General features: G+C 41.9%; 23 protein-coding genes and 1 pseudogene. 17 read left to right on the forward strand and 7 right to left on the reverse strand.

Annotated features, from left to right (window positions below; translation table 11 throughout):
- Positions 1-222: 222 nt before the first annotated feature.
- A complete protein-coding gene (locus ACYRY3_RS31925; protein ID WP_460205682.1) occupies positions 223-621 on the forward strand; it encodes a MerC domain-containing protein in 399 nt (132 codons plus the stop codon).
- A gap of 34 nt (positions 622-655) precedes the next feature.
- On the forward strand, positions 656-1,186 hold the full coding sequence (locus ACYRY3_RS31930; protein WP_460205683.1) for a cysteine hydrolase family protein: 531 nt from the start codon (positions 656-658) through the stop codon (positions 1,184-1,186).
- Here ACYRY3_RS31930 and ACYRY3_RS31935 read toward each other — a convergent pair.
- Positions 1,158-2,150, reverse strand: coding sequence for an FAD-dependent monooxygenase (locus ACYRY3_RS31935; RefSeq protein WP_460205684.1), 993 nt, complete (start codon positions 2,148-2,150; stop codon positions 1,158-1,160). The genes ACYRY3_RS31930 and ACYRY3_RS31935 overlap by 29 nt on opposite strands.
- Positions 2,151-2,653: 503 nt before the next feature.
- Between ACYRY3_RS31935 and ACYRY3_RS31940 the strand changes: the two genes are divergently transcribed.
- Entirely contained in the window at positions 2,654-3,298 is a 645-nt protein-coding gene (locus tag ACYRY3_RS31940) for a TetR/AcrR family transcriptional regulator (RefSeq protein WP_460205685.1), read from the forward strand.
- Positions 3,299-3,636: 338 nt separating this feature from the next.
- Positions 3,637-6,156, forward strand: coding sequence for a bifunctional serine/threonine-protein kinase/ABC transporter substrate-binding protein (locus ACYRY3_RS31945; protein WP_460205686.1), 2,520 nt, complete (start codon positions 3,637-3,639; stop codon positions 6,154-6,156).
- A 19-nt stretch (positions 6,157-6,175) separates the two neighbouring features.
- On the opposite strand, the gene ACYRY3_RS31950 is transcribed toward ACYRY3_RS31945, so the two are convergent.
- Entirely contained in the window at positions 6,176-6,391 is a 216-nt protein-coding gene (locus tag ACYRY3_RS31950; RefSeq protein ID WP_460205687.1) for a hypothetical protein, read from the reverse strand.
- Positions 6,392-6,848: 457 nt separating this feature from the next.
- Here ACYRY3_RS31950 and ACYRY3_RS31955 point away from each other — a divergent pair, with 457 nt between their 5' ends.
- Positions 6,849-7,853, forward strand: a complete 1,005-nt coding sequence (locus ACYRY3_RS31955; RefSeq protein ID WP_460205688.1) for a homocitrate synthase/isopropylmalate synthase family protein — start codon at positions 6,849-6,851, stop codon at positions 7,851-7,853.
- Here ACYRY3_RS31955 and ACYRY3_RS31960 read toward each other — a convergent pair.
- The 3 genes from ACYRY3_RS31960 to ACYRY3_RS31970 form a co-directional block, all read right to left on the reverse strand.
- A complete protein-coding gene (locus ACYRY3_RS31960; protein ID WP_460205689.1) occupies positions 7,850-8,464 on the reverse strand; it encodes a J domain-containing protein in 615 nt (204 codons plus the stop codon). The genes ACYRY3_RS31955 and ACYRY3_RS31960 overlap by 4 nt on opposite strands.
- A gap of 229 nt (positions 8,465-8,693) precedes the next feature.
- Positions 8,694-9,284: an ATP-dependent Clp protease proteolytic subunit gene (locus tag ACYRY3_RS31965; protein ID WP_460205690.1), complete on the reverse strand. Its 591-nt coding sequence runs from the start codon at positions 9,282-9,284 to the stop codon at positions 8,694-8,696.
- 36 nt (positions 9,285-9,320) lie between these two features.
- The gene (locus ACYRY3_RS31970) at positions 9,321-10,019 is read right to left on the reverse strand and encodes an ATP-dependent Clp protease proteolytic subunit (RefSeq protein ID WP_460205691.1); all 699 of its coding nucleotides are present in this window, start codon (positions 10,017-10,019) and stop codon (positions 9,321-9,323) included.
- 201 nt (positions 10,020-10,220) lie between these two features.
- Here ACYRY3_RS31970 and ACYRY3_RS31975 point away from each other — a divergent pair.
- The 6 genes and pseudogenes from ACYRY3_RS31975 to ACYRY3_RS32000 all read left to right on the forward strand — a co-directional run.
- A pseudogene (locus ACYRY3_RS31975) lies at positions 10,221-11,234 on the forward strand (vWA domain-containing protein); the annotation flags it as partial.
- A gap of 10 nt (positions 11,235-11,244) precedes the next feature.
- Positions 11,245-11,829, forward strand: a complete 585-nt coding sequence (locus ACYRY3_RS31980) for an IS607 family transposase (protein ID WP_460205692.1) — start codon at positions 11,245-11,247, stop codon at positions 11,827-11,829.
- Entirely contained in the window at positions 11,750-13,024 is a 1,275-nt protein-coding gene (locus ACYRY3_RS31985; RefSeq protein ID WP_460205693.1) for an RNA-guided endonuclease InsQ/TnpB family protein, read from the forward strand. Before ACYRY3_RS31980 ends, ACYRY3_RS31985 begins: the two co-directional genes overlap by 80 nt.
- Before the next feature lie 82 nt (positions 13,025-13,106).
- Positions 13,107-14,000 (forward strand): NmrA/HSCARG family protein, encoded by an 894-nt coding sequence (locus ACYRY3_RS31990; protein WP_460205694.1) that lies wholly within the window; start codon positions 13,107-13,109, stop codon positions 13,998-14,000.
- A 636-nt stretch (positions 14,001-14,636) separates the two neighbouring features.
- Positions 14,637-14,975 (forward strand): carbon dioxide-concentrating mechanism protein CcmK, encoded by a 339-nt coding sequence (locus tag ACYRY3_RS31995; protein ID WP_460205695.1) that lies wholly within the window; start codon positions 14,637-14,639, stop codon positions 14,973-14,975.
- An 84-nt stretch (positions 14,976-15,059) separates the two neighbouring features.
- Positions 15,060-15,791, forward strand: coding sequence for a TIGR04283 family arsenosugar biosynthesis glycosyltransferase (locus ACYRY3_RS32000; RefSeq protein ID WP_460205696.1), 732 nt, complete (start codon positions 15,060-15,062; stop codon positions 15,789-15,791).
- A gap of 56 nt (positions 15,792-15,847) precedes the next feature.
- Here ACYRY3_RS32000 and ACYRY3_RS32005 read toward each other — a convergent pair whose 3' ends face one another.
- Positions 15,848-16,027, reverse strand: a complete 180-nt coding sequence (locus ACYRY3_RS32005; protein ID WP_460205697.1) for a hypothetical protein — start codon at positions 16,025-16,027, stop codon at positions 15,848-15,850.
- 515 nt (positions 16,028-16,542) lie between these two features.
- Between ACYRY3_RS32005 and ACYRY3_RS32010 the strand changes: the two genes are divergently transcribed.
- Together ACYRY3_RS32010 and ACYRY3_RS32015 are read left to right on the forward strand one after the other, a co-directional pair.
- Positions 16,543-17,718: a HetZ-related protein 2 gene (locus ACYRY3_RS32010; RefSeq protein WP_460205698.1), complete on the forward strand. Its 1,176-nt coding sequence runs from the start codon at positions 16,543-16,545 to the stop codon at positions 17,716-17,718.
- Positions 17,719-17,960: 242 nt separating this feature from the next.
- Positions 17,961-19,247, forward strand: coding sequence for a GspE/PulE/PilB domain-containing protein (locus ACYRY3_RS32015; protein ID WP_460205699.1), 1,287 nt, complete (start codon positions 17,961-17,963; stop codon positions 19,245-19,247).
- Positions 19,248-19,409: 162 nt separating this feature from the next.
- On the opposite strand, the gene ACYRY3_RS32020 is transcribed toward ACYRY3_RS32015, so the two are convergent.
- A complete protein-coding gene (locus ACYRY3_RS32020) occupies positions 19,410-19,538 on the reverse strand; it encodes a hypothetical protein (RefSeq protein ID WP_460205700.1) in 129 nt (42 codons plus the stop codon).
- A 167-nt stretch (positions 19,539-19,705) separates the two neighbouring features.
- Here ACYRY3_RS32020 and ACYRY3_RS32025 point away from each other — a divergent pair, with 167 nt between their 5' ends.
- The 4 genes from ACYRY3_RS32025 (at position 19,706) to ACYRY3_RS32040 (ending at position 23,516) form a co-directional block, all read left to right on the forward strand.
- A complete protein-coding gene (locus tag ACYRY3_RS32025) occupies positions 19,706-20,389 on the forward strand; it encodes a Crp/Fnr family transcriptional regulator (protein WP_460205701.1) in 684 nt (227 codons plus the stop codon).
- Between the two features lie 589 nt (positions 20,390-20,978).
- Complete coding sequence (locus ACYRY3_RS32030; RefSeq protein ID WP_460205703.1) at positions 20,979-22,760, forward strand: M61 family metallopeptidase; 1,782 nt, start codon at positions 20,979-20,981, stop codon at positions 22,758-22,760.
- A gap of 103 nt (positions 22,761-22,863) precedes the next feature.
- Positions 22,864-23,025 (forward strand): rubredoxin, encoded by a 162-nt coding sequence (gene rd, locus ACYRY3_RS32035; RefSeq protein ID WP_460205801.1) that lies wholly within the window; start codon positions 22,864-22,866, stop codon positions 23,023-23,025.
- A 164-nt stretch (positions 23,026-23,189) separates the two neighbouring features.
- Complete coding sequence (locus ACYRY3_RS32040) at positions 23,190-23,516, forward strand: ArsR/SmtB family transcription factor (RefSeq protein WP_460205704.1); 327 nt, start codon at positions 23,190-23,192, stop codon at positions 23,514-23,516.
- Positions 23,517-23,813: the final 297 nt, after the last annotated feature.

Consider the following 23,813-nt stretch of genomic DNA (forward strand, 5'->3'; position numbering starts at 1 on the left):
AGAAGATACTACTATTGAAGGAGCTTGTCTATACCTAAAGGCTTAAGCATTGTTTCGTTTTAGGGGCTTTCAAATGAAAAAACACCCTGCAACCTGTGAGTGGGATGGGGGCACGAGCCTTCAGTCTTGCCTTTTGAGGATACCACTCAAGGGTTACCAGATAATTTATTTCTTGGAAATCCCTTAGTTTCAACCGCAATCCATTGTAAAGGAGTACCACTTGTGCTTAGCAGAAGAATGCAGATGTTGATGGATAGAACTGCGATCGGACTTTCCACTGCATGTGCAATCCATTGTCTCTTTCTACCAGTTGTCGTCTTGATGCTTCCCGCACTGGCAACGACTGCTCTTGGGAACGAAAGCTTTCACCGTATAATACTGTGGTTCGTCTTTCCCATAAGTGGATTAGCTCTGGCACAGGGTTGCCGATGCCATAAAGATCGAATAGTGGTCGCGTTTGGCGTCTTGGGGTTGGGGGTTCTGATGGCAACCACAATTATCGGTCATGAGGCTCTGGGTGAAGAGGGTGAGCGTTTTGCTACGGTGTTCGGCGCAACGACATTGGCGATCGGGCATTTTCGTAACTATAGGTTATACCGCAAAAACAAATGCTTACCCTAAAAGATGAAAGATTCCCTTTAACTACAAAATTCTAATGTCGGAACCGCTACTCATAGTTGATGTGCAACCCGGTTTCATCAACGAATTTACACATCATATCCCCCAACGAGTTACCCATTTGATTCAGCGCAATGGGTATGCATCACTGCTTTTTACTCGTTTCATTAACTCAGCAGATGGCCCGTACCAACGATTTCTCGACTGGCACAACTGCGATCGCGAACCCGAAACTAGCATTGTCCCAGAACTAGAAACCTTTGCTCAACAAGGCTTGGTGTTTTCTAAACCGGGGCTGTGCGGTATTACAGATGACTTGGCTTCCTACCTTCGCAATTCTCATGTCAAACGGGTTTTTATCGTCGGTATCGATACAGATATGTGTGTATTAAAAGTTGCAATGGACGTTTTCGATCTCGGCATTGAACCAATCGTATTTACCGATTGCTGCGCTAGCACCGCAGGCTTACAGGCTCACCTAGCAGGGCTGGCAGTCCTCAGCCGGAATATCGGTGCCCAGCGATTGCGCGAAGCAGGTCTTAGCGATGGGTCTCTAGCCGCGCCCTAAAGCAAAAAATTTTGTGCGCAATTGCGCACAAAATTTTTTCTTGAGCCATCTCCCAAAGATATTTGTTTTTCAAAACTCGTTTAGGTAAAAGCTTCATGAATATTTCTCTTAGTCTTACAGCAGCATAGTTCTCCCATTGACCAAGTTTTCCTGCCTGCAAAGATTCTTCAACAATCATTTTGGTGCGAGCAAACCTTTGTGCTTCGTACTGTTGGAAAGCAGCCACCGGATCGGACTGTGCAAGCAAACACTTCGTAATCACAAGCGCATCTTCAAGTGCCATGCATGCACCCTGTCCCAAGGTCGGCATTGTTGGATGAGCAGCATCACCCAGCAATGTAATGTTCTGTTGACTCCAAGGTTGAGTCGGTACGCGGTCATAGAGATCGTTCTTCAAAATGTTTGCTTCATCTGTGGCTGCAATCAATTCAGGAATAGGTTTACACCAATCTTGAAACATCAACTCAAGCTCTCTTTTATGTCCTGTCGCGGCGTCAGGTTTTCCCTCACAAGCCTTGGCTGCTACATACCAGTAAATCCGCCCTTTGCCGAGTGTAACAAACCCAAAACCTTTACCACAGCCTAAGAATTCGCGGATGTAATCATGACGGTGCCCGCTAGGGATGCAATCGGTGAGACCACGCCAAGCCGTAAAACCACGATAAATCGGTTTGCCATCGCCCAACAGTTGTGCTCGTACACGTGAATTGAGACCATCAGCTCCAATCAAAGCATCACCCTCGATTGTTAAGCCGGAAGCGAAATGAACATGAACTTTGTTACCTACTTGCTGAAACCGCTCAAACGTTTGACCCAAAACACACTGTTCCCGTGGCAAGTTACGCCACAGTAGAGCATGTAAATCGGCGCGATGGATACAGAGAGCAGGAACCTCAAAGCAGTCAACGGGCAAGGACATTAACTCTTCACCCCTTGGAGAGTTAATGTCCTTGCCTGTTTGCACCTTTGTTACCTCCTCTGAAATTAATAATCAACTGACTAGTCAGTCGATTATTGACTATAAAACAATTTATGTCAACTGACTGTTTGGTCTACAAAGCTTGATGTTAAGCAAGTATTAGTAAATAAATATACAAAATTTGTATCTTGCTCTGGGTATTTACCCCTCCTAACCTCCCCTTATAAAGGGGAGGAAATTATTGACTTCTCCCACGGCTAAAAGCGCGTGGGAAACTTCCAGATAAACAGTCTCTGTGGTGGTAAGAAGGTAGGCCTAACTTTTCACGTCATGTGGAAGGAAAACCTAACCCCCCAGCCCCCTTCCCTACAAGGGAAGGGGGAGAAATCAACACCTCTGTCCTTGTAGGGGAGCCAGTGCGTTGCTCTTCGGGAGTTGTAGCAACTGGCGTGAGAGGAATGGAAGTGGGGTTTTTCAGATACCGTGAAAAGTTAGGAAGGTAGGCAGGGTATACTAACTGACAAGTCTGTTGACAAGTTAAAAATGCCGTGACTCGAAGAACGAAAGCAGAGAAGTTATCCAGTACCAAGCAGGTTCGAGATGCTGAAGCAACCCAAGCTGTCATCTTAGCAGCAGCAGAAGAGGAGTTTGCTAAACATGGTTTAACTGCCACCCGAACAGAAGCAATCGCCGCTAAAACTGGTGTGGCAAAATCTATGATTTATTATTACTTTAAAGATAAAGAAGGGTTGTATCGGGCAGTGTTGGAGCGATCGCATGGGGAACTTTTGCAAACCAATCAACAGCTAGACTGGGAGCAACTCTCACCAGAAGTCGCTTTGGAAAAGTTTCTACTTGCGTTATTAGGTTGTGTGTCGCGTAACCCAAAACTGCCGATGATTATGTTCCACGAAGCAGTACAGAATCAGGGGCAATACTACAAGCACGCTAGTTCCTTAGCTATTGATACAACTTTGTTGGCGATTCTGAAGCGAGGCGTTGAAGTTGGTGTATTTCGATCGCTCGACCCCTTGCAAACGGCTATCAATATTATGGGAACTTGTTTATTTTACTTTATTGGTCATGGAAACTTCAAGCATCTTGCCCAAGGTAAGCGCCCACTTGGGAAAGCAATGTTAGAACAGCATACCAAAGAAGCGATCGCGTTCATCTTAGCTGGTGTCAGGCAATAATGAAAAACGGCATCACAAATTGAGCTTACAGGCGATTGCAGGTTTATGAAGTACAGTAGCAGCAGTTTACAAACCAATTTCGTCAATATTTCGCATTAACCTTTCTTGCGTGTAGTAGCAACAAGAGTAGCAATCATTTTTATTGTATTTGGAGAAAATTAACGTAAAAAAGCTTTAAGTTGTGACTTGCAATTCAGACAAATCAACTTCACAAATTCAATAGGTTTGCTATATTAACTATACAATGGACTTTTCAGGAAAGCGTTTCTACAGGAAAATAAGTTTGTAGGGTTACAGAGGCGCGAGGAACTTTAAGGATCGTCCATATTGAAAAACCTATGACATACTGTATCAATCCTATATGTAGAAATCCTCATAACCCTGATGGTAGGCTGTTCTGTTGTAGCTGTGGGTCAGAATTGCTGCTAGAAGGTCGCTATCGTGTCGTGGAAATTTTGGAAAAACGACCATATACAGCAGTCTATGAAGTTTTAGAGAAGGGAAGAGTCAAAATACTCAAAGTTCTAGAACAACCACACAACAAATTGGCGGAGTTATTTGAGAAAGAAGCGAAAGTGCTGCAGGAACTCAATCATCCTGGAATTCCTAAAGGATATAGATATTTTCACTTCAAAGTCAAAGACAGACAAGATTTGTTCCCTTGCTTTGTTATGGAAAAAGTCGAGGGATTAAATTTACAAGAGTATATTAAACAAAGAGAAAACCGTCCTATTGAGGAAGATTTAGCTGTTGAATGGTTGATTAAATTGGTAAATATCTTGGATACAGTGCATGAGAACAAACTGTTTCATAGGGATATTAAACCATCCAATATTATGTTAAGAGCCGATGGGGAACTTGTGCTGATAGATTTTGGGGCGGTGAGAGAAATGACAGATACTTACCCGGAAGCTTTAGCGAAAGAAGAAGTGACAACAATTTCTTCACAAGGATATACTGCTCCAGAGCAACGCCAAGGTCAAGCTGTTCCTCAATCAGATTTTTTTTCTCTAGGTCGTACATTTGTCTATCTACTAACTGGGAAAGAACCTTACGAGCTTCCCTATGACTTTAGAGATAGGGAAAAAAAAATATGGCGAGATGAGCTACAGATTGCTGAGGGTCTGGCAAATTTCATAGATGATTTGATGGAAACCTTGCCAAGAAATCGTCCACAAGATACAAAGGAAATTCTGCATAAATTAGCAAAAATCAAAAAAAACGACGAAAACAAGTTGGAACAGAAAAGTGAAATAAGCATTGGATGTGAACCAGCAGAAAGTGTAAAAAAAACCTTGTCTGAACCAACATTCGTTCAATCTACTTACTATGAAAATAACGGGCACAGCCAAATTGACAATAGCATTAGAACTTTGGCATTTTTTGATACTTTACCATCTTCCAGGCCAAGAGATGGTCTTCATTCCAATATTATTGAAAATAAGAGACTACCGATAAAAAAACTGTTAGCAGGTACAGTAGTTTTGGCTTTCGCTGTATCCCTTGGAGGTACCGCTTGGTCTTTCTTAAATAGAGTTGATGGTTGTTCCAAGAGCAGCTTGCGTGAATTTCCAACAGATGACAACATAAGTTGTGGAGAACAAATTATTATTACACAAAGTACAAATATAGAGAAAGAGGAGGGAGTCAAGGCATTTGCTGAGGGAAGATATCAGGATGCTGTAAAGTTTTTAGAAAATTCGTGGAAAAAGAACCGCGATCCCGAAACCTTAATTTACTTGAATAACGCCCGAATTTTTCATCAAGTGCCAAAAAGCTACACTTTTGCAGTTGTTGTTCCAATGACAAATAATAACGATAGTATAAACTTAAGTAAAGAAATTCTGCGGGGAGTTGCTCACGCTCAAGACGAGTTTAATAAGAGCCATCAGAACAAGTACGGTATCAAAATTCTCATTGCTACTGACAACAATAACACTTTCCAAGCTAAGAAAATAGCAGAAACTTTGGTGAAAAAACGGGATGTTCTAGGTGTTGTTGGTCACTTTACAAGTGATACGACCATCGCCAGTGTCGGTACGTATCAACAACACAAATTGCCATCCATTTCTCCCACCGCTACATCAAAGGACTTATCAACTGTATGCGGACAATCCCATTGTTATTTTCGCCGAGTTGCTTACACTGACAGAGATATTGCCCAAAATCTTACAAGCTATATATTAACAAATGCTAGGAAACGGAGAGCAGCAGTATTTTTTAATTCACGCAGCAATTACAGTCGTTCCATGCGAGACACAATAGAAAGAAGCTTGAGTGCGGGTGGAGGAATAGTTGTCAGAGAGTTCGATTTAAAAGATCCAAGTTTTAATGTAAGTGACGCTATGAATGAGGTACAAACAAAAAATGCAGATGTGCTTGTGATACTTCCTAATAGCGATGGTCTTATCTCGGATACTGTTTTTCGCCTGATTCGTGCTAATCAGTTACGCTACCCAATTGTTGGTGGCGATGGTCTTTTTATACCCAACATACTTGAACGTGCAGGCAATAATGTAGAAGGAATGGTGGTGGGGATACCTTGGCATTATTTGAGTAGCCCCAACCAAGAATATGCAACAGCAGCCATAAAATTATGGGGAGAAATTGTTAATTGGCGTACAGCATTATCTTATGATGCGACTCGCGTATTTATGGCAGCAACGGAACAGCTTTCATCTCCCAATCGTGTAAATTTGGAACAGACAATGGCATCTCCTAATTTTACAGCAAGCGGTGCTACAGGAAAAATTTCCTTTTTAGATAATGGCGATCGCAAAGAACACAACATTCAACAATTAGTAAGAGCCAAGCCTCATCCGACTACGGGACAGCTACAATTTGTTCCTCTCAGATAATTTGACTAGTTCTAAATTTTTACGAGCCCCCTTTGAGTAACTCCTGTAAAGTTTCTGGCAATTTGGTAATTTCTTGCAACAAATCTTCGGGACTAAAGCCAAAAAACGTCAAGATGACGATAATAACAAAGATAGCGATCGCACTACTAACAACTGTTTTAAACAAACTGAACAAAGCCCTGAAAACTATCAAGGCAACAATTAGTGCAGCAATAAGAATAACTAAAGATGACATAATTTTCCTTAAGTAAAATCATTCAGTAGATTGACACAAATTAAAGTTAACTCGTTAAAGTTGTCATTGGTTATTAATCAAAAGTTCAGTCAAGGCTTCCAGTTATTTGTACATTCCTTAATATTAGTGTTTTTCTTCCCATCCACCTGTCTTGAAAATAGCAGTTCTTGACCGGGGCAAAGATGGTTATTTTTTGTATAAAAAAATACAATAACCTCGCTAAACATAGGACAATACGGTTTAGATAAAACTAAAAGCCTGATGAGAAGGCGAATGTAGAGACGAGCCATGGCGCGTCTTTACATAAACTCCTGCAATCAGTCGAAAAAAATTTTAAGAAAAAATTTATAATTAAAGAGAATTAAGTGATAGTTTATGCTCGCACAAATTTGTTACTGCTTACAAGGTATGCTCTCGATCGATTTGCTGAATAAGTAAGGTTGTAAAAAAGCAACTAATGTCAAAGGAAATTAAGTACGAAAAGAAGTCTAATGTCCAAATTTTAGATGCCACTTTGCGAGAAGGAGAGCAGCAGGCAGGGGTTCGTTTTAGCTGCCAAGATAAAATCCAAATTCTTCATCTTTTAGAAGAGTTTCAAATTGACTGCGTTGAAGTCGGTCATCCGGGGATTTCAGCAGAAGATGAGCAGATTTGTCTGGAAGTAGCGCAAGCAGCCCGCTCTACGCAAATCTTAATGCATGCTAGAGCAAACGTGGAAGAGATACGAGCCGCCAAGCGAGCAAAAGCTGACTGGGTGGGAATTTGGGCTGCAGTGAATCACCTAGCAACAGAAACTAAATTTGTGAACCACCACAAAGGTTATATTAGCGAGAAAATAAAAGTGGCGATCGCAGAGGCAAAACAGTTAGATTTAAAAGTGCGTTTCACGATTGAGGATGCATCCCGAACGCAGTGGGATGATATTGAATGGGTGAGTGAGATAGCGCTCCTTGCAGGAGCAGAACGCATAAGCTTAGCCGATACAGTTGGTATTCTGGAACCATCGACCTGTGCAGAACTAGTATCGCGTGTTGTCAAAACCTTTGGTTGTGAAGTTGAAGTGCATTTACACAATGACTTTGGTTTAGCACTAGCAAACACACTGGTAGCAATAGATGCAGGAGCTGCTGTTGTAGATACATCGATATTGGGAATTGGAGAAAGAACCGGGATCGCGGATTTACTTCAACTTGCTGTTGTTCTGCACCAAAAAAGAGGAGAAAAACGCTTTCCCTTAGAAAAAATTCCCAAATTAGCTCATGCCGTACAACTTGCTACAGGCTACGAACCAGACGAACTTAGACCCGTGGTTGGAAAAAACGCTTTTACTCACACCTCAAAGTATCACGTGCAAGCTGTGGAGCGTAACCCCAATTCTTATGAAGCATATCCACCCGAGTTAATTGGTCGAGTCCGACGAATTGAAAAGCAGCGTCCGTTTTTTAGATCCAACTCAGTTTAAAAAATCTGCTCTAAGCGCTCGAAATCTCGCTGCACCTCAAGCCATAAAGCTTTATTATTGGGGTCAGTCTTCAGCGCTTTTTTAAGATAAATCCTAGCTTTCAACGGCTGGTTGTCAGCAATTAAAGATCGCCCCCAAAGCTGATAGGAAATAGCTTGCCACTGGCGCACTTCTGCATCATCTGGTAGACGCTGTGCCAATGCTTCCGCCAGGGCAGTTGCTTGAGGGAAGCGCTTTTGTTTCAAGAACTGCTGCAATTGCTCGTAAGTCCGCCACTTCAACCGCCTTTCGATGTCCACAACATTAGGCGGTTTTGGCTTTGGTTTTGGCTTTGGTTTTTCCTTTCTTGGAGGTTCTGGGCGCGTTACTGTTTCCTGACGTTCAACTGTTGGTGACGGAGTGACCTGCCGGAATGTTTCTTGCTGTGGAACCACCTGCAACAATAGCTTGTATGCCTCGGTTACAGCAATAAACTTTTCTTGAGCTTTTTTGTCATTTGGGTTGATATCGGGATGGTATTGCTGCGCCAAACGGCGATATGACGCTTTGATGTCGGAAAACGAGGCTCCCGACCTGAGACCTAATAAACGGTAGCAATCTCCTAGATCCATCTGAGCTATCAGCTATGACGAATATCAGCTATTAGCTTAAAGCCTAAGCATGAAGTTTTTATGATAATGACTTAATTTTTAGTTTAAAGTCCATAATTTACATTTTTAATAATGGAGAATAGGGGCTTGGGGCTTGGGGGCTTGGGGGCTGTGGGGGATTAAGAGAAAAAAATGAACTATTTGTATTAGAAACTCCCTCACTCCCTCACTCCCTCACTCCCCTCGTCCTCTACCGTTCTTCAATCACACGGTCAATCAAACCGTATTCCTTCGCCTCTTGAGCAGACATCCAGTAGTCACGGTCTGTATCTTTTTGAATTTTCTCAATAGGTTGACCTGTGCGAGCTGCTAACATTTCATTGAGTTGCTGCCGCATTCTAAGAATTTGCTTAGCTTCAATTTCAATATCAGTAGCTTGACCTTGAGCGCCGCCAAGAGGTTGGTGAATGAGAATTCGAGTATTGGGCAAAGCAAGACGTTTGCCCTTTGTGCCAGCAGCTAGGAGGAAAGATCCCATTGAGGCTGCCATACCCACGCAGATGGTAACGACATTAGCTTTGATATGCTGCATGGTGTCATAAATGGCAAGACCTGCTGTCACCGAACCACCAGGAGAGTTGATGTAAATGCTGATGTCCTTGGTTGGGTCGTCGGAATCCATGTAAAGCAGTCTGGCAATAATGGCATTAGCCATACCATCGGTGACTTCTCCACTCAGGAAAATGATTCGTTCGAGGGCAAGGCGTTCGTAGATATTAATCCACTGGGTATAAGGTTCCCCAGGGAAACGATAAGGGACTCTAGGAATACCAATTGGCATAGTGGTTTTCTCTTGGGTTGAGTGAAAAATTAAGATTTAACGAGGAAGGGTCGCAGCCACTGCTTGAGGAAGTTCTTTGGTACTTTCCAAAACCCGGTCAATCAAGCCGTATTCTTTTGCCTCTTGAGGTGTCATATAGTACATGCGATCCATATCTTTGGCAATTTTCTCCGGAGGTTGCCCCGTATTCTTGGAGAAAATTTTCAGGATCATTTGCTTGTTCGTTAGCACCTCTTGTGCTTGAATTTGAATGTCTGTTGCTTGCCCGTAGCCAGTACGGCGTTTTGCTTGGTGCAATACAATTGACCCATTGGGTAAACTGGCGCGGTAGCCTTTGGTTCCTGAAGATAGAATCATAGCTGCCGTACCCATCGCCTGACCGATACAGATGGTGTGGACGGGAGGCTTAATGTAATTTAGGGTGTCGCAAATAGCAAATGCTTCCGTTTCAGCGCCTATGGCATCCCCAGTGTACCAAGAAGTGCCTGTGGAGTTGATGTAAATGTAAATTGGCTTTTCCGGATCGTCGTACTGCAGGTAGAGAAGCTGAGCAATAATCAGTTCTGTTACGTCTACTCCCAGTTGCTGTTTATACTCATCCGGTGAAACCAAGGGCAGTCCCAGGTATATGATTCGTTCCTTCAACATGAGGGAAGGCAAATCTGGCGGCGGAGACCGGTAGAAGCTATCGCCGTAGTAGGGGGCTTGAACAGCCTTGATGGGGGAGGTTTCCATAGCAACTGTTGCTCAATTAATTCCGTTAACTGTAGTACATCCTAGCGCGATGCTAGGTATGTTGGAGGTGTGGATTCCTCTAACTCCTAACTTATTACGTTTTTGTTAAAGTTCTTGTCGCGGAGGTTTTCCGAAGAGCTGAAACTGGAGATTGAAGTTATCTATAAATTAGTATATCCCGTGTAAGAAGTTTGGGGGATTATGAAGGTTAGCCTACAGCCAGCTCTCAATGATGGCAATTTAGATGCAAATCAATCTAGCAGTCAACGTCAGTTGGCGATTTCCATTTCTGCAATGCCGGAAATTATGGATCGTAACGTCCCTCTGAATCTATGCCTCATTCTCGACCATAGTGGTTCTATGAGCGGACGACCACTGGAAATTGTCAAAAAAGCGGCAATTCGCCTTGTTGACAGACTCAATCCTGGGGACCGTCTCAGTATCGTTGTTTTTGACCACCGTGCTAAAGTTCTGGTACCGAATCAAATTATCGAAAACCCAGAACGCGTTAAGCAACAAATCAACCGTCTTACTGCTGACGGTGGTACTGCAATTGACGAGGGGTTGCGTTTGGGTATAGAGGAACTGGCAAAAGGAAAAAAAGAAACTATTTCTCAAGCCTTCTTACTTACTGATGGTGAAAACGAGCACGGTGATAACAACCGTTGTTTGAAATTTGCTCAATTAGCTGCTGGCTATAGTTTGACTTTGAACACTTTAGGATTTGGCGATAACTGGAACCAGGATGTTCTGGAAAAAATCGCCGATGCTGGCGGTGGGACTTTATCTTACGTTCAGCAAGCAGAACAGGTGGTCGATGAGTTTAGCCGTCTCTTTACCCGTGCTCAAACGGTGGGATTGACTAATGCTTATCTGCTTTTCTCTCTCATGCCTAATGTGCGATTTGCAGAACTAAAACCCGTAGCCCAAGTTGCTCCAGACACAATTGAATTGCCAGTACAATTAGAGGTTGATGGGCGTTACTCTGTACGTTTGGGCGATTTGATGAAGGATGCAGAACGAGTGATTCTGGCGAACATTTACTTGGGACAGTTAGCGGAAGGTAGACAAACCATCGCTAAATTGCAGGTTCGCTATGACGATCCATCTCTCAACCAGACAGGGTTACTTTCTGAAACTATTCCTGTTGAGGCAAATGTGACTCGTTTGTACCAATCTGCTGCTGATTCTCAAGTGCAACAGCATATTTTGGCAAATACAGTTCATGACTAGGTATGTTACACCGCGAGAAGCGATGCAAATCCTCCAAGTCTCAGAAAAAACTCTTAGAGACTGGGACAAAGCCGGAAAAATCTCTACCATTAGAACTCCGGCGGGACACAGACGATATGATATCGATTCAGTCCTTACACCACAATTCACCAAGCAGCGAAAAACCATTCTCTATTGCAGAGTCAGTTCTCATAAGCAACGAGACGACCTCAACAGACAAGCAGATTACCTCCAATCACTCTTTCCCAAAGGCGAAGTCATTAAAGAAATTGGCTCTGGACTCAACTACAAACGAAAAGGTTTACAAACCCTTTTGGGACAAATTTTGTCTGGAGACGTCGAGCAAGTTGTATGCAGCTATAAAGATAGACTCGCAAGATTTGGAATTGAAATCCTCGATTACATCTGCACCCACAACAATACAAAACTCGTGGTTCTCAACCGCATTGATTTGTCTTGTGAACGAGAATTCGTTGAAGACATCTTGGCAATTATCCATGTCTTCAGTTCAAAGCTTTACGGGCTCAGGAAGTATAAACAAAAAATCAAAGAAGATTCGGATTTACCCAGAAGCTAACTTAAGGCTAGTTTATAGAAAATGGTATGGGGCTTGTCGTTGGTGCTACAATGCAGCGATTGCTTACCAAAGAGATTGTTTTGTAAACAAAGAAAAACAACCTAGCAAATTTCAACTAAGAGAAACTATTCTTAAGTCTTGTCCTAATTGGGTGTCAGAATGTCCATATTCTCCAAGAGAAGAAGCAGTTTTTGATGCTAAAATAGCTTTTTCTAAAACCAAGGATAAGACAAGTCCTAGATTTAAATCGTGTAGAGAACCCGTAAAAAGTTTGCGAATAAGTGCTAAATACTGGGGTGTCTTTTATTCTGGTAAAGGTAAAGGTAAGCAAATTGCAGGTTTTACTCATTATGCAAGTAGCAAAGCTAATGTAAACGGTGAAAGCATTGCTATGAAAAGCTTACAGATAAATCCATCAGAGCCTTTATGTGAAGAAATGCCATCAGAGTTTACCGTTTTACTTGATAAAGGACGATGGTTTATTTGTTTTGCAATTCCATTGGAAATAGAAGCAAATAGTCTAAGCAACTGCATTGGCTTAGATCCTGGTGTCAGAAGATTTTTAACTGGTTTTGATGGTGGACGGTTAGTAGAAATAGGCGACGGGTCTATTGCTAAAATAGCTGTGTTGTGTCAAAGGTTGGACAAACTGCAATCTCAAATCGCAAAAGCCAAAGGGAGAGTTAACAAAAGATTAAGGTGGAAGTTAAGACGACAATCAGAAGCGTTAAGAACTAGGATTAGAAATCTTACTAACGAGATTCATAACAAAGCTTCGGTTTTCTTAACCAAAAACTACAAACACATTTTCTTGCCAACTTTTGAGACATCTCAAATGGTTGTAAAAAAGCAGCGTAAGTTCACTTCCAAAACAGCCAGAAATCTGCTGACTTGGTCTCACTACAGATTTAAACAAACACTAAAATTCCACGCCTTAAAAAGAAGCTGCATTGTCCATGACGTTACAGAAGAGTACACCAGCAAAACTTGTAGTAAGTGTGGACAGGTTCACCAAAAATTGGGTGGAAGCAAAAAATTCAAGTGTCCTAATTGTGGACATGAGATTCCAAGAGATTGGAATGGGGCAATTAATATTTTTATTAAATCAATCAATGATTTGGTAAATGCCTTAACTTCAGTTAAGGCTGAGGAGGATACACCTCAATACACAGTAGATTTTAGTACTAGTTACTAATTTCTACCGGGTTAAATGGTATCCGTAGGAGTTTTAATTTTTTTCTAAATGTCATACTATTTTTCCCCCAGACAGGTAAAACATGAGTAATATCTTACTTATTGGAGTCACTGGAGGCACTGGAGCACATGTTGTCAAGGGGTTTCTCGAACAAGGGGTTACCAACTTACGTGCCATCACGAGGAAAATTGACCTTGCGCGTCCATCTCTGTTAAAGATGAATGATGCAGGAGTTGAACTGGTTGAGGCAAATTTAGATGATGAAGCTTCACTAGCAGCAGCCTTTGCTGGAATTTCAGCTGTTTATTGCCACGCCACTGCGGCTGATTCTGCCAAACCAGACCCACAAGAAATTGAGAGGGCAAAAAGAGTTGCACGAGTTGCTGTTCAAAGTCAAATCAAGCACTTTGTCTATAACTCAGCAGGCGGGGCAGATAGAAATTCTAGAATCGGGCACATTGAGCAAAAATACAAGGTAGAGCAGATTTTCAAAGAGGCAGGCTTAGCCACAACAATGCTGCGGGCATGCTTGTTTATGGAGGAATTTTGGAAGAAATACACTCGTCCATCTATTCTTAAGGGTGTTTTTCCATTTTCTATTCAGCCAGACAGACCCATGCATTTGATTACAACAAAGGATATGGGTCGCGTTGCTGCCTGGGTGATGGAAAATCCTTCCAAGTACATTGGGCAAGACATTGAACTGGCTGGAGATGTCTTGACTCCCAAGCAAATGGCAGAAGCTTTTTCTAAAGCACAGGGAATTCCAGTTGTTTACAGAGAGACGCCCGCATGGATCTTTTTGCTTCTCTTGAGAAAAGAACTTTTTGATTTAATTCAGTGGTATCGTCACAAAGGTTATCAAGCAAATGTTCAGCGCTTGCGAGAAGAGTTTCCTGGGCTTTTAACAACATTTAGTGAATTTTTAGAAGAAACCAGTTGGGCAAATAAGGAGCTGACTTATGAAAGTTTATAATTGTGAATCACCCCTAGCAAATAAGTAGCTGACTTATGAAAGTTGATAATTTTTAATTACCTCTAAATCAAGAGGATAACAAAACAACAACACCCAAGTCTCCACTTGCCTAATGATTTCCTCCTCTTTGTCATCCTATTCAGGGTTGTACCGATCGCAGCTTCCAATTGAAAGCTTACTTGACATCAGTGACATCGCCCTCGTTTTACTACTTTGAGGAAATATAAGCGTTTGACTTGGGTGTTGTTGTTAGTTGACGAGACAGATAAGAAAACAGCTTTTTACCTCTTTACTTAATTCAACTTTTTACTCAAGGCTGCTAAAATCTGCCAGGGAAGCTATTAGCTTCAATTACTAAATTAACACTGCAAGTGAGATTGGTATTTCTATTGCAACTAATCTTTACTTTTATTCTATAATTGCCAATTCAGTTCTTATGAGGTCAGCACCTTGCTTGCGCCGTCTCTTTCATCCAGAACAGATCCATGTCATCCCCCAAGGCTGCTCTCATTCGTTGCCATAACTTTTGTTTCGTATACTAAGAGAAAATCCGATCGCATACCGATCGCATGGGTATGAACATTTGTACAATTATCTTGTTGCGACATATACATTTACTGATACAGGAGATAACCAATGCCACTACAGGCAGTTGGATCGATTGAAACTAAAGGTTTTCCTGCCGTACTAGCAGCGGCAGATGCGATGGTGAAAGCAGGTCGAGTCACCCTGGTTGGATATATCAGAGTGGGTAGCGCCCGCTTTACTGTTAATATACGGGGTGATGTTCAAGAGGTAAAAACTGCAATGGCAGCCGGTATTGACGCCGTAGAGAAGGTTCATGGCGGTACTCTGGAATCATGGGTTATTATTCCTCGTCCCCATGAAAACGTCGAAGCTGTTCTACCTATCGGTTATACAGAGCAAGTTGAACAGTACCGTCAAGCCGTAGAAAATCCTATTGTACGTAGGTAATAGTCATTTGTCATTTGTCATTTGTCATTTGTCATTTGTATCTAAGGACAAGGGACAAAGGACAAAGGACAAAAGGCTAATCTTATGTCTAAAGTCTCCATTATTATTCCCACTTTAAATGAGGCGAAGTGTTTGGGACGCACCCTGCGCCATCTTAGCCTATTAACACCTCCTGCAAGGGAAGTGCTGATTGTAGATGGCGGAAGTTCTGACGAAACCGTCTCTATAGCCAAAGAACTAGGGGCTTCTGTCCTGATTGCCCAAAAACGCGGGCGTGCTGCACAAATGAACCAAGGTGCAGAGGCTGCAAAAGGGGAGTTTTTGTGCTTTTTGCACGCCGATACATTAGTTCCCGATGACCTGGTGACCCTCATTGAACAGACACTCGCTACAAAAACCGTTGCTGCTGGGGGTTTTATTTCTCTAATGACAGGAGAGAAAACCACTCGTTGGGGAGTGTCGCTACATAATTTGTTGAAAACTTATTATGCGCCACTGCTATTTCGCCCACACCTGTTTTTTCGAGGACTGCGTTTGTTGTTTGGGGATCAAGTCATATTTACGCGTCGCTCTGATTTTTGGAAGTGTGGCGGATTTGATAGCAATCTCCCGATTATGGAAGAAGCAGACTTATGCTTGAAGTTGGTACAAACCGGGCACATCCGTCTTGTGAATCGCATTGTCCAAAGTAGCGATCGCCGTGTAGCACATTGGGGTTTTTTTAAAGCAACAGCAATATATCTTTACATTGGGTTTCTTTGGGGTGTGGGTGTTTCACCACAATACCTCAAGCGGTTCTATGACGATATTCGTTGATTTTTGTATCTCTCAAATAAATTCTCCGAAGAAATAATAAAACCTATTGCTTTTTCTTATTTTTCACCAATACCATTTTGTTGTAGGTACGCGACTTCTGTTTTTTGGCAACATCCTATCAAGGATGATTTCAAAATCCAACTGTTGTCATCTGTGGCTATAAGTACTGATTTGCGACGATAGAACAGATACAATTGTCCGCGTCTGTCTGCGTTAGTCTTTAATTTAACATTCAAAATGGTATAATCCCTAAATCACTCAAAACACACTGGCAATCTAGGCGAGGTTATAACAAATACCACAACAGTACACAGTTAACAGTGATAACCGAACGTCCATCGCTCATAACTCAAGTAACTGTTGAAAGGCGAAACATATATTGACAAAACCGCGTCTAGCCAAGGGAAAGTTTTCTTCTCCAGCTAGATTGGAATCAAAATGTCAGTTTTTTCAAAACCCTCATCTTTCAGACCGTACATATTCGTACATTTCAAGAAGCGCGTTTTTCAGGGTTAAGACTACTTGTCGTAGTTAGAAAATGTAAATTTTTGTAAAGTTACAAAAACCGCAGAAAACGCTATCTTCTGTAGTTCAAGCTAGAGAAGATGCATAACAGAGGCAAAACTTTCTGCATAACTTAAGCCAGCCAGAACGTAAATAAGAGTAGAAACCAGGTCAATGTCATGACGGACATGATTTTATCAGGGGCAACTGCCAGTGAAAAAGTTAAGTGGGAAAACAGGGGGTTGTGATGCAAACTTTAAAACAGGGTTTCGAGGAGCGCAATCTCACTATGGCTTCGGAGGCGGAAAAACTGGCACAATCTTGGCGCAAACGATTGGCCACAGAGTGCCCAGAACAAAACCAAGTCAACAGAGAAAGTATAGTTGATTGGCTCCTAGGATGTGATGTACAAAGATTTGAGGTACTCACAGCAAAGGAGCTAGATATTGCCCGACAGGCAATGGAGTACCGATACCGTATTTTGCGTCAACGCTACTTGGGGATCGCTAGAGAACGTGCTTATCGTAACTTGATAACTCGGCTCGGAAGTCTGGTAACGTTACGTAACAAAATCCAAACTTGGGTAGCGTTAAGCCGAGATCGCCAGCGAAGCGTGCTAGATGTGTTACAAGAAGTTATCCAAGAATTGCTGCAAAGTGATAACTACATACAACAGCAGATGGCAGTCATTGCAGAGTGTACGACTGATGACAGGCTCAAAAACGCCCTACTGTTTGCTAGTGTAGAAGAGTATTGTTTGCGACCAGTACGCAACCAACCACTGCTAGTTTATCGTTTTGTAAACTACCTACGACGGACTCAACGTGGAGGCTTAACCCAAGTGCCAAGTAGTGACTTGGTGAAACTGGTCTCGGAAGAAATTCTGGCGGATGACAGCGATACTCGAGTGAGCTTGGTTGATACTCAGGCAATTGCGGAATATCAAGAGGCACAGGCAGCAGAGGAACAGCAAACACTGCGTCAAGCAGTCAAGCAGGAATTTCAAAGCTATTTGCTAGAACATCTCGGACAAGAAGCTGTAGTTTGGCTGCAACTCTACTTGCAAGGGAAGTCACAAGATGCGATAGCTAAAGAACTCAATAAGCCAATCAAAGAAGTGTACCGCCTGCGGGAAAAAATAAGCTACCATGCGGTGCGGGTGTTTGCACTCAAAGATAGACCAGAACTTGTGGATAACTGGTTGTCAACCTCTTTGCAAGAAAACAACCTGGGTCTGACATCAAAACAATGGGAAATCTTACACGAGAAATTGACCCCAATACAGCGTCAGATTCTGGCATTAAGAAAATCAGGTCTTTCTATTGAGGAAATTGCTCCACAGTTAAAACTAAAAAATCACCAAGCTATGGGCGAATGGACGAAAGTCTATCTGACAGCCCAAGGTTTGAGAACCCAAGTGTAGGGGGCAAGGGAAATGGTCAATAGTAATTGCTACTGATTGACAATTGGCAGTTAAGGCTTTCGAGTCAACGCTCAAGAGTCAACAGTCAGCTAATGACCATGAGTTAATACAACTCCTTCCCCAACCCATCGGTTTACAGGTAATTTATTTAAGTTTTTTTTACTTAAGGATAACGAGCTGTATGATGTCAACTCATGAGTGGGCAGTATAGGATATAAAGAAACATCTAGCATTTAAACCGTATGTTGTCTTCAGAGGGTAAACCAGCTGATGCCACAGGAAGTGGTGAGCAAGTGCTACCCAGCACACAAACTCAGTGGGAACAAGGGCTAGACCGGGAGCAAATCTTTCGGTTGATTGAAAGTACTTTGTCCTTTGAGGCTTGCCTGTATCACCAGATTTTGCCCTTCAATATAAAAGACAACAATTTGGTATTGGGAATGGTAAATCCCCAAGACAGTGGGGCTATAGATTACGTTAACCGTATACTGCCATATATAAACTGTACGATGGAAACCCAACCGATAAGCGGCGACGCCCACCGTACCATACTCTCAGCGTACCTAAACCATAAGAATACAGCGGCAACTGCTGGCAAACCAATACCGAAATCCTGGGAAGACATTGCTCAAGAGAAAAACCCAGCCGAACTCCCACATAAAATTGATACTCAATCTGACAGTATCATCCCCCAAAAAACAGAGCGGCGATCGCCAGAAAAGACAGTAATTCAGGGGCAAATTCCACAGAATGAAGAAACGGTCTGGCAGTTTGGTTATTCACCCTTGAAAGAGTCAGAAAGCTTGGGACGAACTCCCCATCATCAAAGCCCGCTCCACCAGGAAAAAGAGAGAGATAATCAAGACACAGAACCTACCAACCTACATATCTTTCACTTACCAACACCAGCTACAGTCAGTCCCCTAGAGGAATTGGCAGCGTTACCACCAAAAAAATTACTCGAACAGTTGCTAGGGCGAGTTTTAGCAGACGGAATAGGTCGTTTGTACTTGGAAAGAAGACCTTACCACGGCAGAATACTCTGGAGTGAGAATGGAGTTTTGCAATCCGTCTTAGAAAAAGTACCACTCTCCGTTTTTCAAGGAGTCCTAAATGAATTGAAGCGTTTTGCCTCTCTACCCATGATGACTGTTGTAGAGCCAAAACAAGTAGAGAAAGAATGCCTCTATCAACAAAACCGCTTATTACTTCGCTTGCGAGTCATGCCAGGAATGTATGGCGAAGAGGCAACGCTACAGGTTTTGCGGGGAGCAGCATTAAAGTTTTATCAACAACAACAGTTAGCACGTCTTAGCCGTGATGCTGTAGGAATTTCCCAGCAATTGAGCTACAAGTTACGGGAACTCAAAGAACGTCTTGCTCTCAATTACAAACTCGATAATGGGCAATTAGAAGCTTTCAACACCTTAAACAAAGTACTGGAAAATTTAGATCAACAGATTAAGATACTGACAGATATTCCAGAACTAGCAGCCCAAAAAAAAAATAAAAATAGCACTGACTGTTGACTCATGAAGGCTGATTTTGGTGATTAGTCATTAGTCATTGGTCATTAGTTAGAGACCAATTGGACTAAAGAAAAAGGACTTTTGACAACGGACAACGGACAACGGATAAACTCGGTAAAACCGCTGATTTCGATTCGATAATTATTGTGTTGTAATAGAAACCTAGCTGTTAGCCAGGGATCGCCAAAAGGAGGTATTGATGTCTGTGACCCTCTCCCGCCAACCACAAGCAATGTGGTCGGGAGCTTTTAACCTCACTGTTAAAACTTCCTGATTCCATCGGGCTGGCATCCCAGTACCCTCCACAGGCAGGAGTACCAAGGGAGGTTTAGATGGCTGATGCTTGGGCTATAGCCATTCTCACCAAAATCGATCCCGATGCCAAATTATGACTTGGTACGGGGCTTGTATGAAATTTCATGCTAACTTAGTACATTTTTATTTTTATAGATATTTCAATGCAGACAGAGGTTTTTAGTGAACTTTTTCCTTTGATGAGCACAGCCAACCCGCAAACAATAGAATGGCTGCTTTCTGTTGCTATTGACCACGAATATCCCGCTGGAAGAGCTGTTCTCATGGAAGATGCCTGGGGTAATGCACTTTATTTTCTGGTGTCTGGTTGGGTTAAAGTCCGCCGGACAATAGGTGAAGATTCTGTAGCCATAGCAATCCTGGGTCGGGGCGATTTTTTTGGAGAAATGGCAATTTTGGATGAATCTCCGCGCTCGACTGATGTCATTGCTCTTTCACCTGTCAAGTTGCTGAGTGTTTCAAGAGAACGCTTTATTCAAATATTATTTAAAGACCCTCAATTACATCACCGGATGCTGCAACTGATGGTGCGGCGATTGCGGCAAATTAACGTCCGCTTGCAAATGCGCTCTTCTCCACCAGCAGTGAAATTAGCCCACACTCTTGTGACCCTGGGTGAAAGTTATGGTCAGTCTTTAGAAAAAGGGAAAGAAATATATAATATTCCTTACAAAGATTTAGCAGATGTTACGGAAATAAGCGTCGAAGAAACTAAAAAAATTATGGAAAAACTACATGAAAAGGGTTGGATTAAAATAGATAATGTCAATCAGCTTATTCATTTGATTAATTTTAAACAGTTGATAAATCTAGCTGGCAAAGTGTAAGTTAGTGCAAAGTAAAGTACGGAAAACTTTCAAGGAAAAAAACATTATCTTTTTTTCTTCAAAAATCTTGATCATTACATCTATCAGTAGATAGTCAACAAGCTGTGGTCGTCATTTGTCATTTATTCTTAATAAGGTTTTAACTATATTTACATTTCTTCATATAATGCCTTTGATGTCCGTCTCACCTGTTTTTATGCTCTAACGTCGTTGTTAGACTATCTGTACATCTTTATACATTAAGCTGGTTTTAAGATCGCACGCCGATTTTTCTATTTCACATAATTTTTTCCAATAAAAGTTAATTTTTATACTTTTAAAAGTAAGATACTCACCATACAATAGGTTAATATGATACAACTAAAAGACGCTGTATCTGTTCGCCAGTCACACGACTGCGTACAGTTCCACTCTTGATTTTATCAAGTGCTTTATTTAACTAAAAACTTTAAAAACAGTACTGAAGACTGTATAAGAGAGCAAGTTTTTTTACTCGTAACTATTGACTGTTGACTATTGATTGTTGACTAATGACTATTAACTAGTAAATCGTAACTAGTAATTCATATCTCCTAACACACAACCACTGATGACTAAAGCAACTGTACTGCGGAGCAATACTTATCAGGCACAAACCGCACCCACAATTCACGATCAGGTGGCAATGCCCCAACCAGAAACGCATCTCTTTGAGGTGACTCTGAAAATTGCGGGCTACCCATCCTCAATTTTGGATCTGAAATTTCCAGTATGGACTCCAGGCTCATACTTAGTGCGGGAATATGCCAGACATTTGCAGGATCTTACTGCATTTGCTCAAGATAAGGCGTTGCCTTGGCAGAAAATAAGTAAAAATCATTGGCAGATCGAAACAAATGGTGCATCAGAAGTAACCATTACTTATCGCATTTTTGCTAACGAACTCACAGTGCGAACCAATCACTTGGACGGTAGCCACGGCTATTTTAATGGTGCAGCGCTGTTTTTTAGAATACCGGGTTGGGAAGAATTCCCAATTGAGGTGACCGTTGTACCACCACACCCAGACTGGCGGGTAACTACAGCATTACCACCAGTCCCAGAAAAAGAATTTTGTTTTTATGCTTCAGATTTTGATACTCTTGTAGATAACCCTTTTGAAATTGGCAACCATCAGTTATATCAGTTTGATGTTTTAGGAAAACCTCATGAACTAGCCATCTGGGGAAAAGGAAATTTTCACGTGCAGCAAATGATAGCGGACATAAAAAAAATTGTCTGTACAGAAGCGCAAATGTTTGGGGGATTGCCATATCAAAAATACGTCTTTTTGCTGCATTTATTCAATCAGGCTCATGGTGGATTAGAACACAAAAACAGCTGCTCTCTGATTTATCACCGGTTCGGATTTCGCGATCGCGACAAGTACGAACGCTTTATGCAACTCGTAGCACACGAGTTTTTTCACTTGTGGAACGTCAAGCGCATTCGTCCTCAGGCATTGGAAGTTTTTGACTACGACCAAGAAAACTATACGCCTTCATTATGGTTCTGTGAGGGTACAACAAGTTACTACGACTTACTGATACCCCTACGGGCAGGAATTTATGATGCGAAATCCTTTCTGAGCAATTTGAGTAAGGAAATCACCCGCCACGAAAGCACTCCAGGGCGCAAAGTACAACCCCTATCAGAATCAAGTTTTGATGCCTGGATTAAACTATACCGTCAGGATGCAAATAGCGGTAATTCCCAAATATCCTACTATCTCAAAGGCGAATTGGTGTCGTTATTGCTAGATTTGCTGATTCGTTCTCACAATGGCAATCAGCAATCTCTTGATGATGTCATGGTCAAAATGTGGCATGAATTTGGCAAAGATGAAATCGGTTATACTCCAGAACAGTTGCAGGAAGCGATTGAGTCCGTTGCAGGAGTAGATTTGACTGATTTCTTCAAACGCTATATTGATGGAACTGAAGATTTGCCTTTCAATGAGTACCTAGAACCCTTTGGCTTGCAACTAGTTGTGGAAACTGACGAGGAACCATACCTGGGTACAAAAGTCAGTAGCGATCGCGGACGGGAAATTATCAAGTTCGTTGAAGCAGGTTCACCAGCACAATTAGCAGGAATTGACCCTGGAGATGAGTTGCTCGCTATTGATGGTCTACGGGTCACGGGAAATGAGTTAAGCGAGAGGCTGAAAGATTACCAACCAAACGATACCATCCAAGTGACAGTTTTCCATCATGAAGAACTCCGCACTCTACCTGTTATCTTGGGTTCTCCACGTCCCAGTAAATATCAGGTAAAACCACAAGCAAAACCATCTCCCACACAAAAGAAAAACTTTAGTGGATGGTTGGGCACACCTCTGAATAATTTGTAATTCCTAAGTTGTAATTTGTAATTAAATGAATAATTACAAATTACAACTTACAAAGTATAAAGTAATATTGAGGCACAGCCAACCAATCATCAGTGGAGGAGCTATGGAAAAGTATGTATGCACGCTTTGTGGCTATGAATACGATCCAGAAGTAGGCGATCCAGATAGTGGTATAGAACCGGGGACACCATTTGAAGATATACCAGAAGATTGGATATGTCCCGTTTGTGGTGCTCGTAAAGAAGATTTTGCACTTGAAGAATAAAAAACTCCACTTCTTTAGAGGCATAGGTTCCGTTAGTATTTATCCTACAGCAACATAGAGCGATCTCTCTGTTTACAGTTAGTCCTCGACATATCTGTTCAACAGACAAGTCACCATTTCTGGTTCAGAATAGAATCAGACACCCCTACCATCAAAAGTAATTGATGCAAAGCTCCCCAGCTATTATTTCCGATCTCATCGTCTCTGGTTTTCATGCCCTTTCCGACCCACTTAGGGTTAGTGTAGTGGAACTCTTGCGAGACAAAGAACTTTGTGTGTGTGACTTGTGTGATGTCTTAGGGGTCACGCAGTCAAAATTATCTTTTCACCTGAAAACTCTTCGGGAAGCAAGTTTAGTTCGCTCGCGACAAGAAGGACGTTGGATTTACTACAGCCTTAATCTACCTCAGTTTGTTGTTTTAGAGCAGTATCTGTCAGAGTTCCGCCGTTATAGCGAAATCTTACCTGCTCGTTTGTGTAAGGAGCCATAGTGAATGACACATTGATAATTTCCGATATAAATACTTATCGCTTTGGCTTTATGAACTACCCCTGGCTAAATCATCTTAAGCCAGGTTTTTTACATCTATCAAAAGTAGTAATTTTTTGATGCGGCAACCCCTGTGCTTTTGTATATGCAGCCAGAGCAGATGTTTAATTTGCAATTAAGAACTTAAAATTTTGTCCATTTTCAAGATACTTTATAAGTACTAACTTGCATTTTTTGATTTTCCCTTAGTCAAGATGCTGATAAATTTATCAGCATCTCTTTTTTTTTACCAATTTAG

The organism is Scytonema sp. NUACC21, from assembly GCF_054684315.1.

Excerpts from the sequence above, each read along its gene's own strand:
- ACYRY3_RS31930 (WP_460205683.1), top strand. The coding sequence starts at position 656 with ATGTCGGAACCGCTACTCATAGTTGATGTGCAACCCGGTTTCATCAAC.
- ACYRY3_RS31945 (WP_460205686.1), top strand. The coding sequence starts at position 3,637 with ATGACATACTGTATCAATCCTATATGTAGAAATCCTCATAACCCTGAT.
- ACYRY3_RS31950 (WP_460205687.1), bottom strand. The coding sequence starts at position 6,391 with ATGTCATCTTTAGTTATTCTTATTGCTGCACTAATTGTTGCCTTGATA.
- ACYRY3_RS31955 (WP_460205688.1), top strand. The coding sequence starts at position 6,849 with ATGTCAAAGGAAATTAAGTACGAAAAGAAGTCTAATGTCCAAATTTTA.
- ACYRY3_RS31960 (WP_460205689.1), bottom strand. The coding sequence starts at position 8,464 with ATGGATCTAGGAGATTGCTACCGTTTATTAGGTCTCAGGTCGGGAGCC.
- ACYRY3_RS31965 (WP_460205690.1), bottom strand. The coding sequence starts at position 9,284 with ATGCCAATTGGTATTCCTAGAGTCCCTTATCGTTTCCCTGGGGAACCT.
- ACYRY3_RS31970 (WP_460205691.1), bottom strand. The coding sequence starts at position 10,019 with ATGGAAACCTCCCCCATCAAGGCTGTTCAAGCCCCCTACTACGGCGAT.
- ACYRY3_RS31980 (WP_460205692.1), top strand. The coding sequence starts at position 11,245 with ATGACTAGGTATGTTACACCGCGAGAAGCGATGCAAATCCTCCAAGTC.
- ACYRY3_RS31985 (WP_460205693.1), top strand. The coding sequence starts at position 11,750 with ATGTCTTCAGTTCAAAGCTTTACGGGCTCAGGAAGTATAAACAAAAAA.
- ACYRY3_RS31990 (WP_460205694.1), top strand. The coding sequence starts at position 13,107 with ATGAGTAATATCTTACTTATTGGAGTCACTGGAGGCACTGGAGCACAT.
- ACYRY3_RS31995 (WP_460205695.1), top strand. The coding sequence starts at position 14,637 with ATGCCACTACAGGCAGTTGGATCGATTGAAACTAAAGGTTTTCCTGCC.
- ACYRY3_RS32000 (WP_460205696.1), top strand. The coding sequence starts at position 15,060 with ATGTCTAAAGTCTCCATTATTATTCCCACTTTAAATGAGGCGAAGTGT.
- ACYRY3_RS32010 (WP_460205698.1), top strand. The coding sequence starts at position 16,543 with ATGCAAACTTTAAAACAGGGTTTCGAGGAGCGCAATCTCACTATGGCT.
- ACYRY3_RS32015 (WP_460205699.1), top strand. The coding sequence starts at position 17,961 with ATGTTGTCTTCAGAGGGTAAACCAGCTGATGCCACAGGAAGTGGTGAG.
- ACYRY3_RS32020 (WP_460205700.1), bottom strand. The coding sequence starts at position 19,538 with ATGCCAGCCCGATGGAATCAGGAAGTTTTAACAGTGAGGTTAAAAGCT.
- ACYRY3_RS32025 (WP_460205701.1), top strand. The coding sequence starts at position 19,706 with ATGCAGACAGAGGTTTTTAGTGAACTTTTTCCTTTGATGAGCACAGCC.
- ACYRY3_RS32030 (WP_460205703.1), top strand. The coding sequence starts at position 20,979 with ATGACTAAAGCAACTGTACTGCGGAGCAATACTTATCAGGCACAAACC.
- rd (WP_460205801.1), top strand. The coding sequence starts at position 22,864 with ATGGAAAAGTATGTATGCACGCTTTGTGGCTATGAATACGATCCAGAA.
- ACYRY3_RS32040 (WP_460205704.1), top strand. The coding sequence starts at position 23,190 with ATGCAAAGCTCCCCAGCTATTATTTCCGATCTCATCGTCTCTGGTTTT.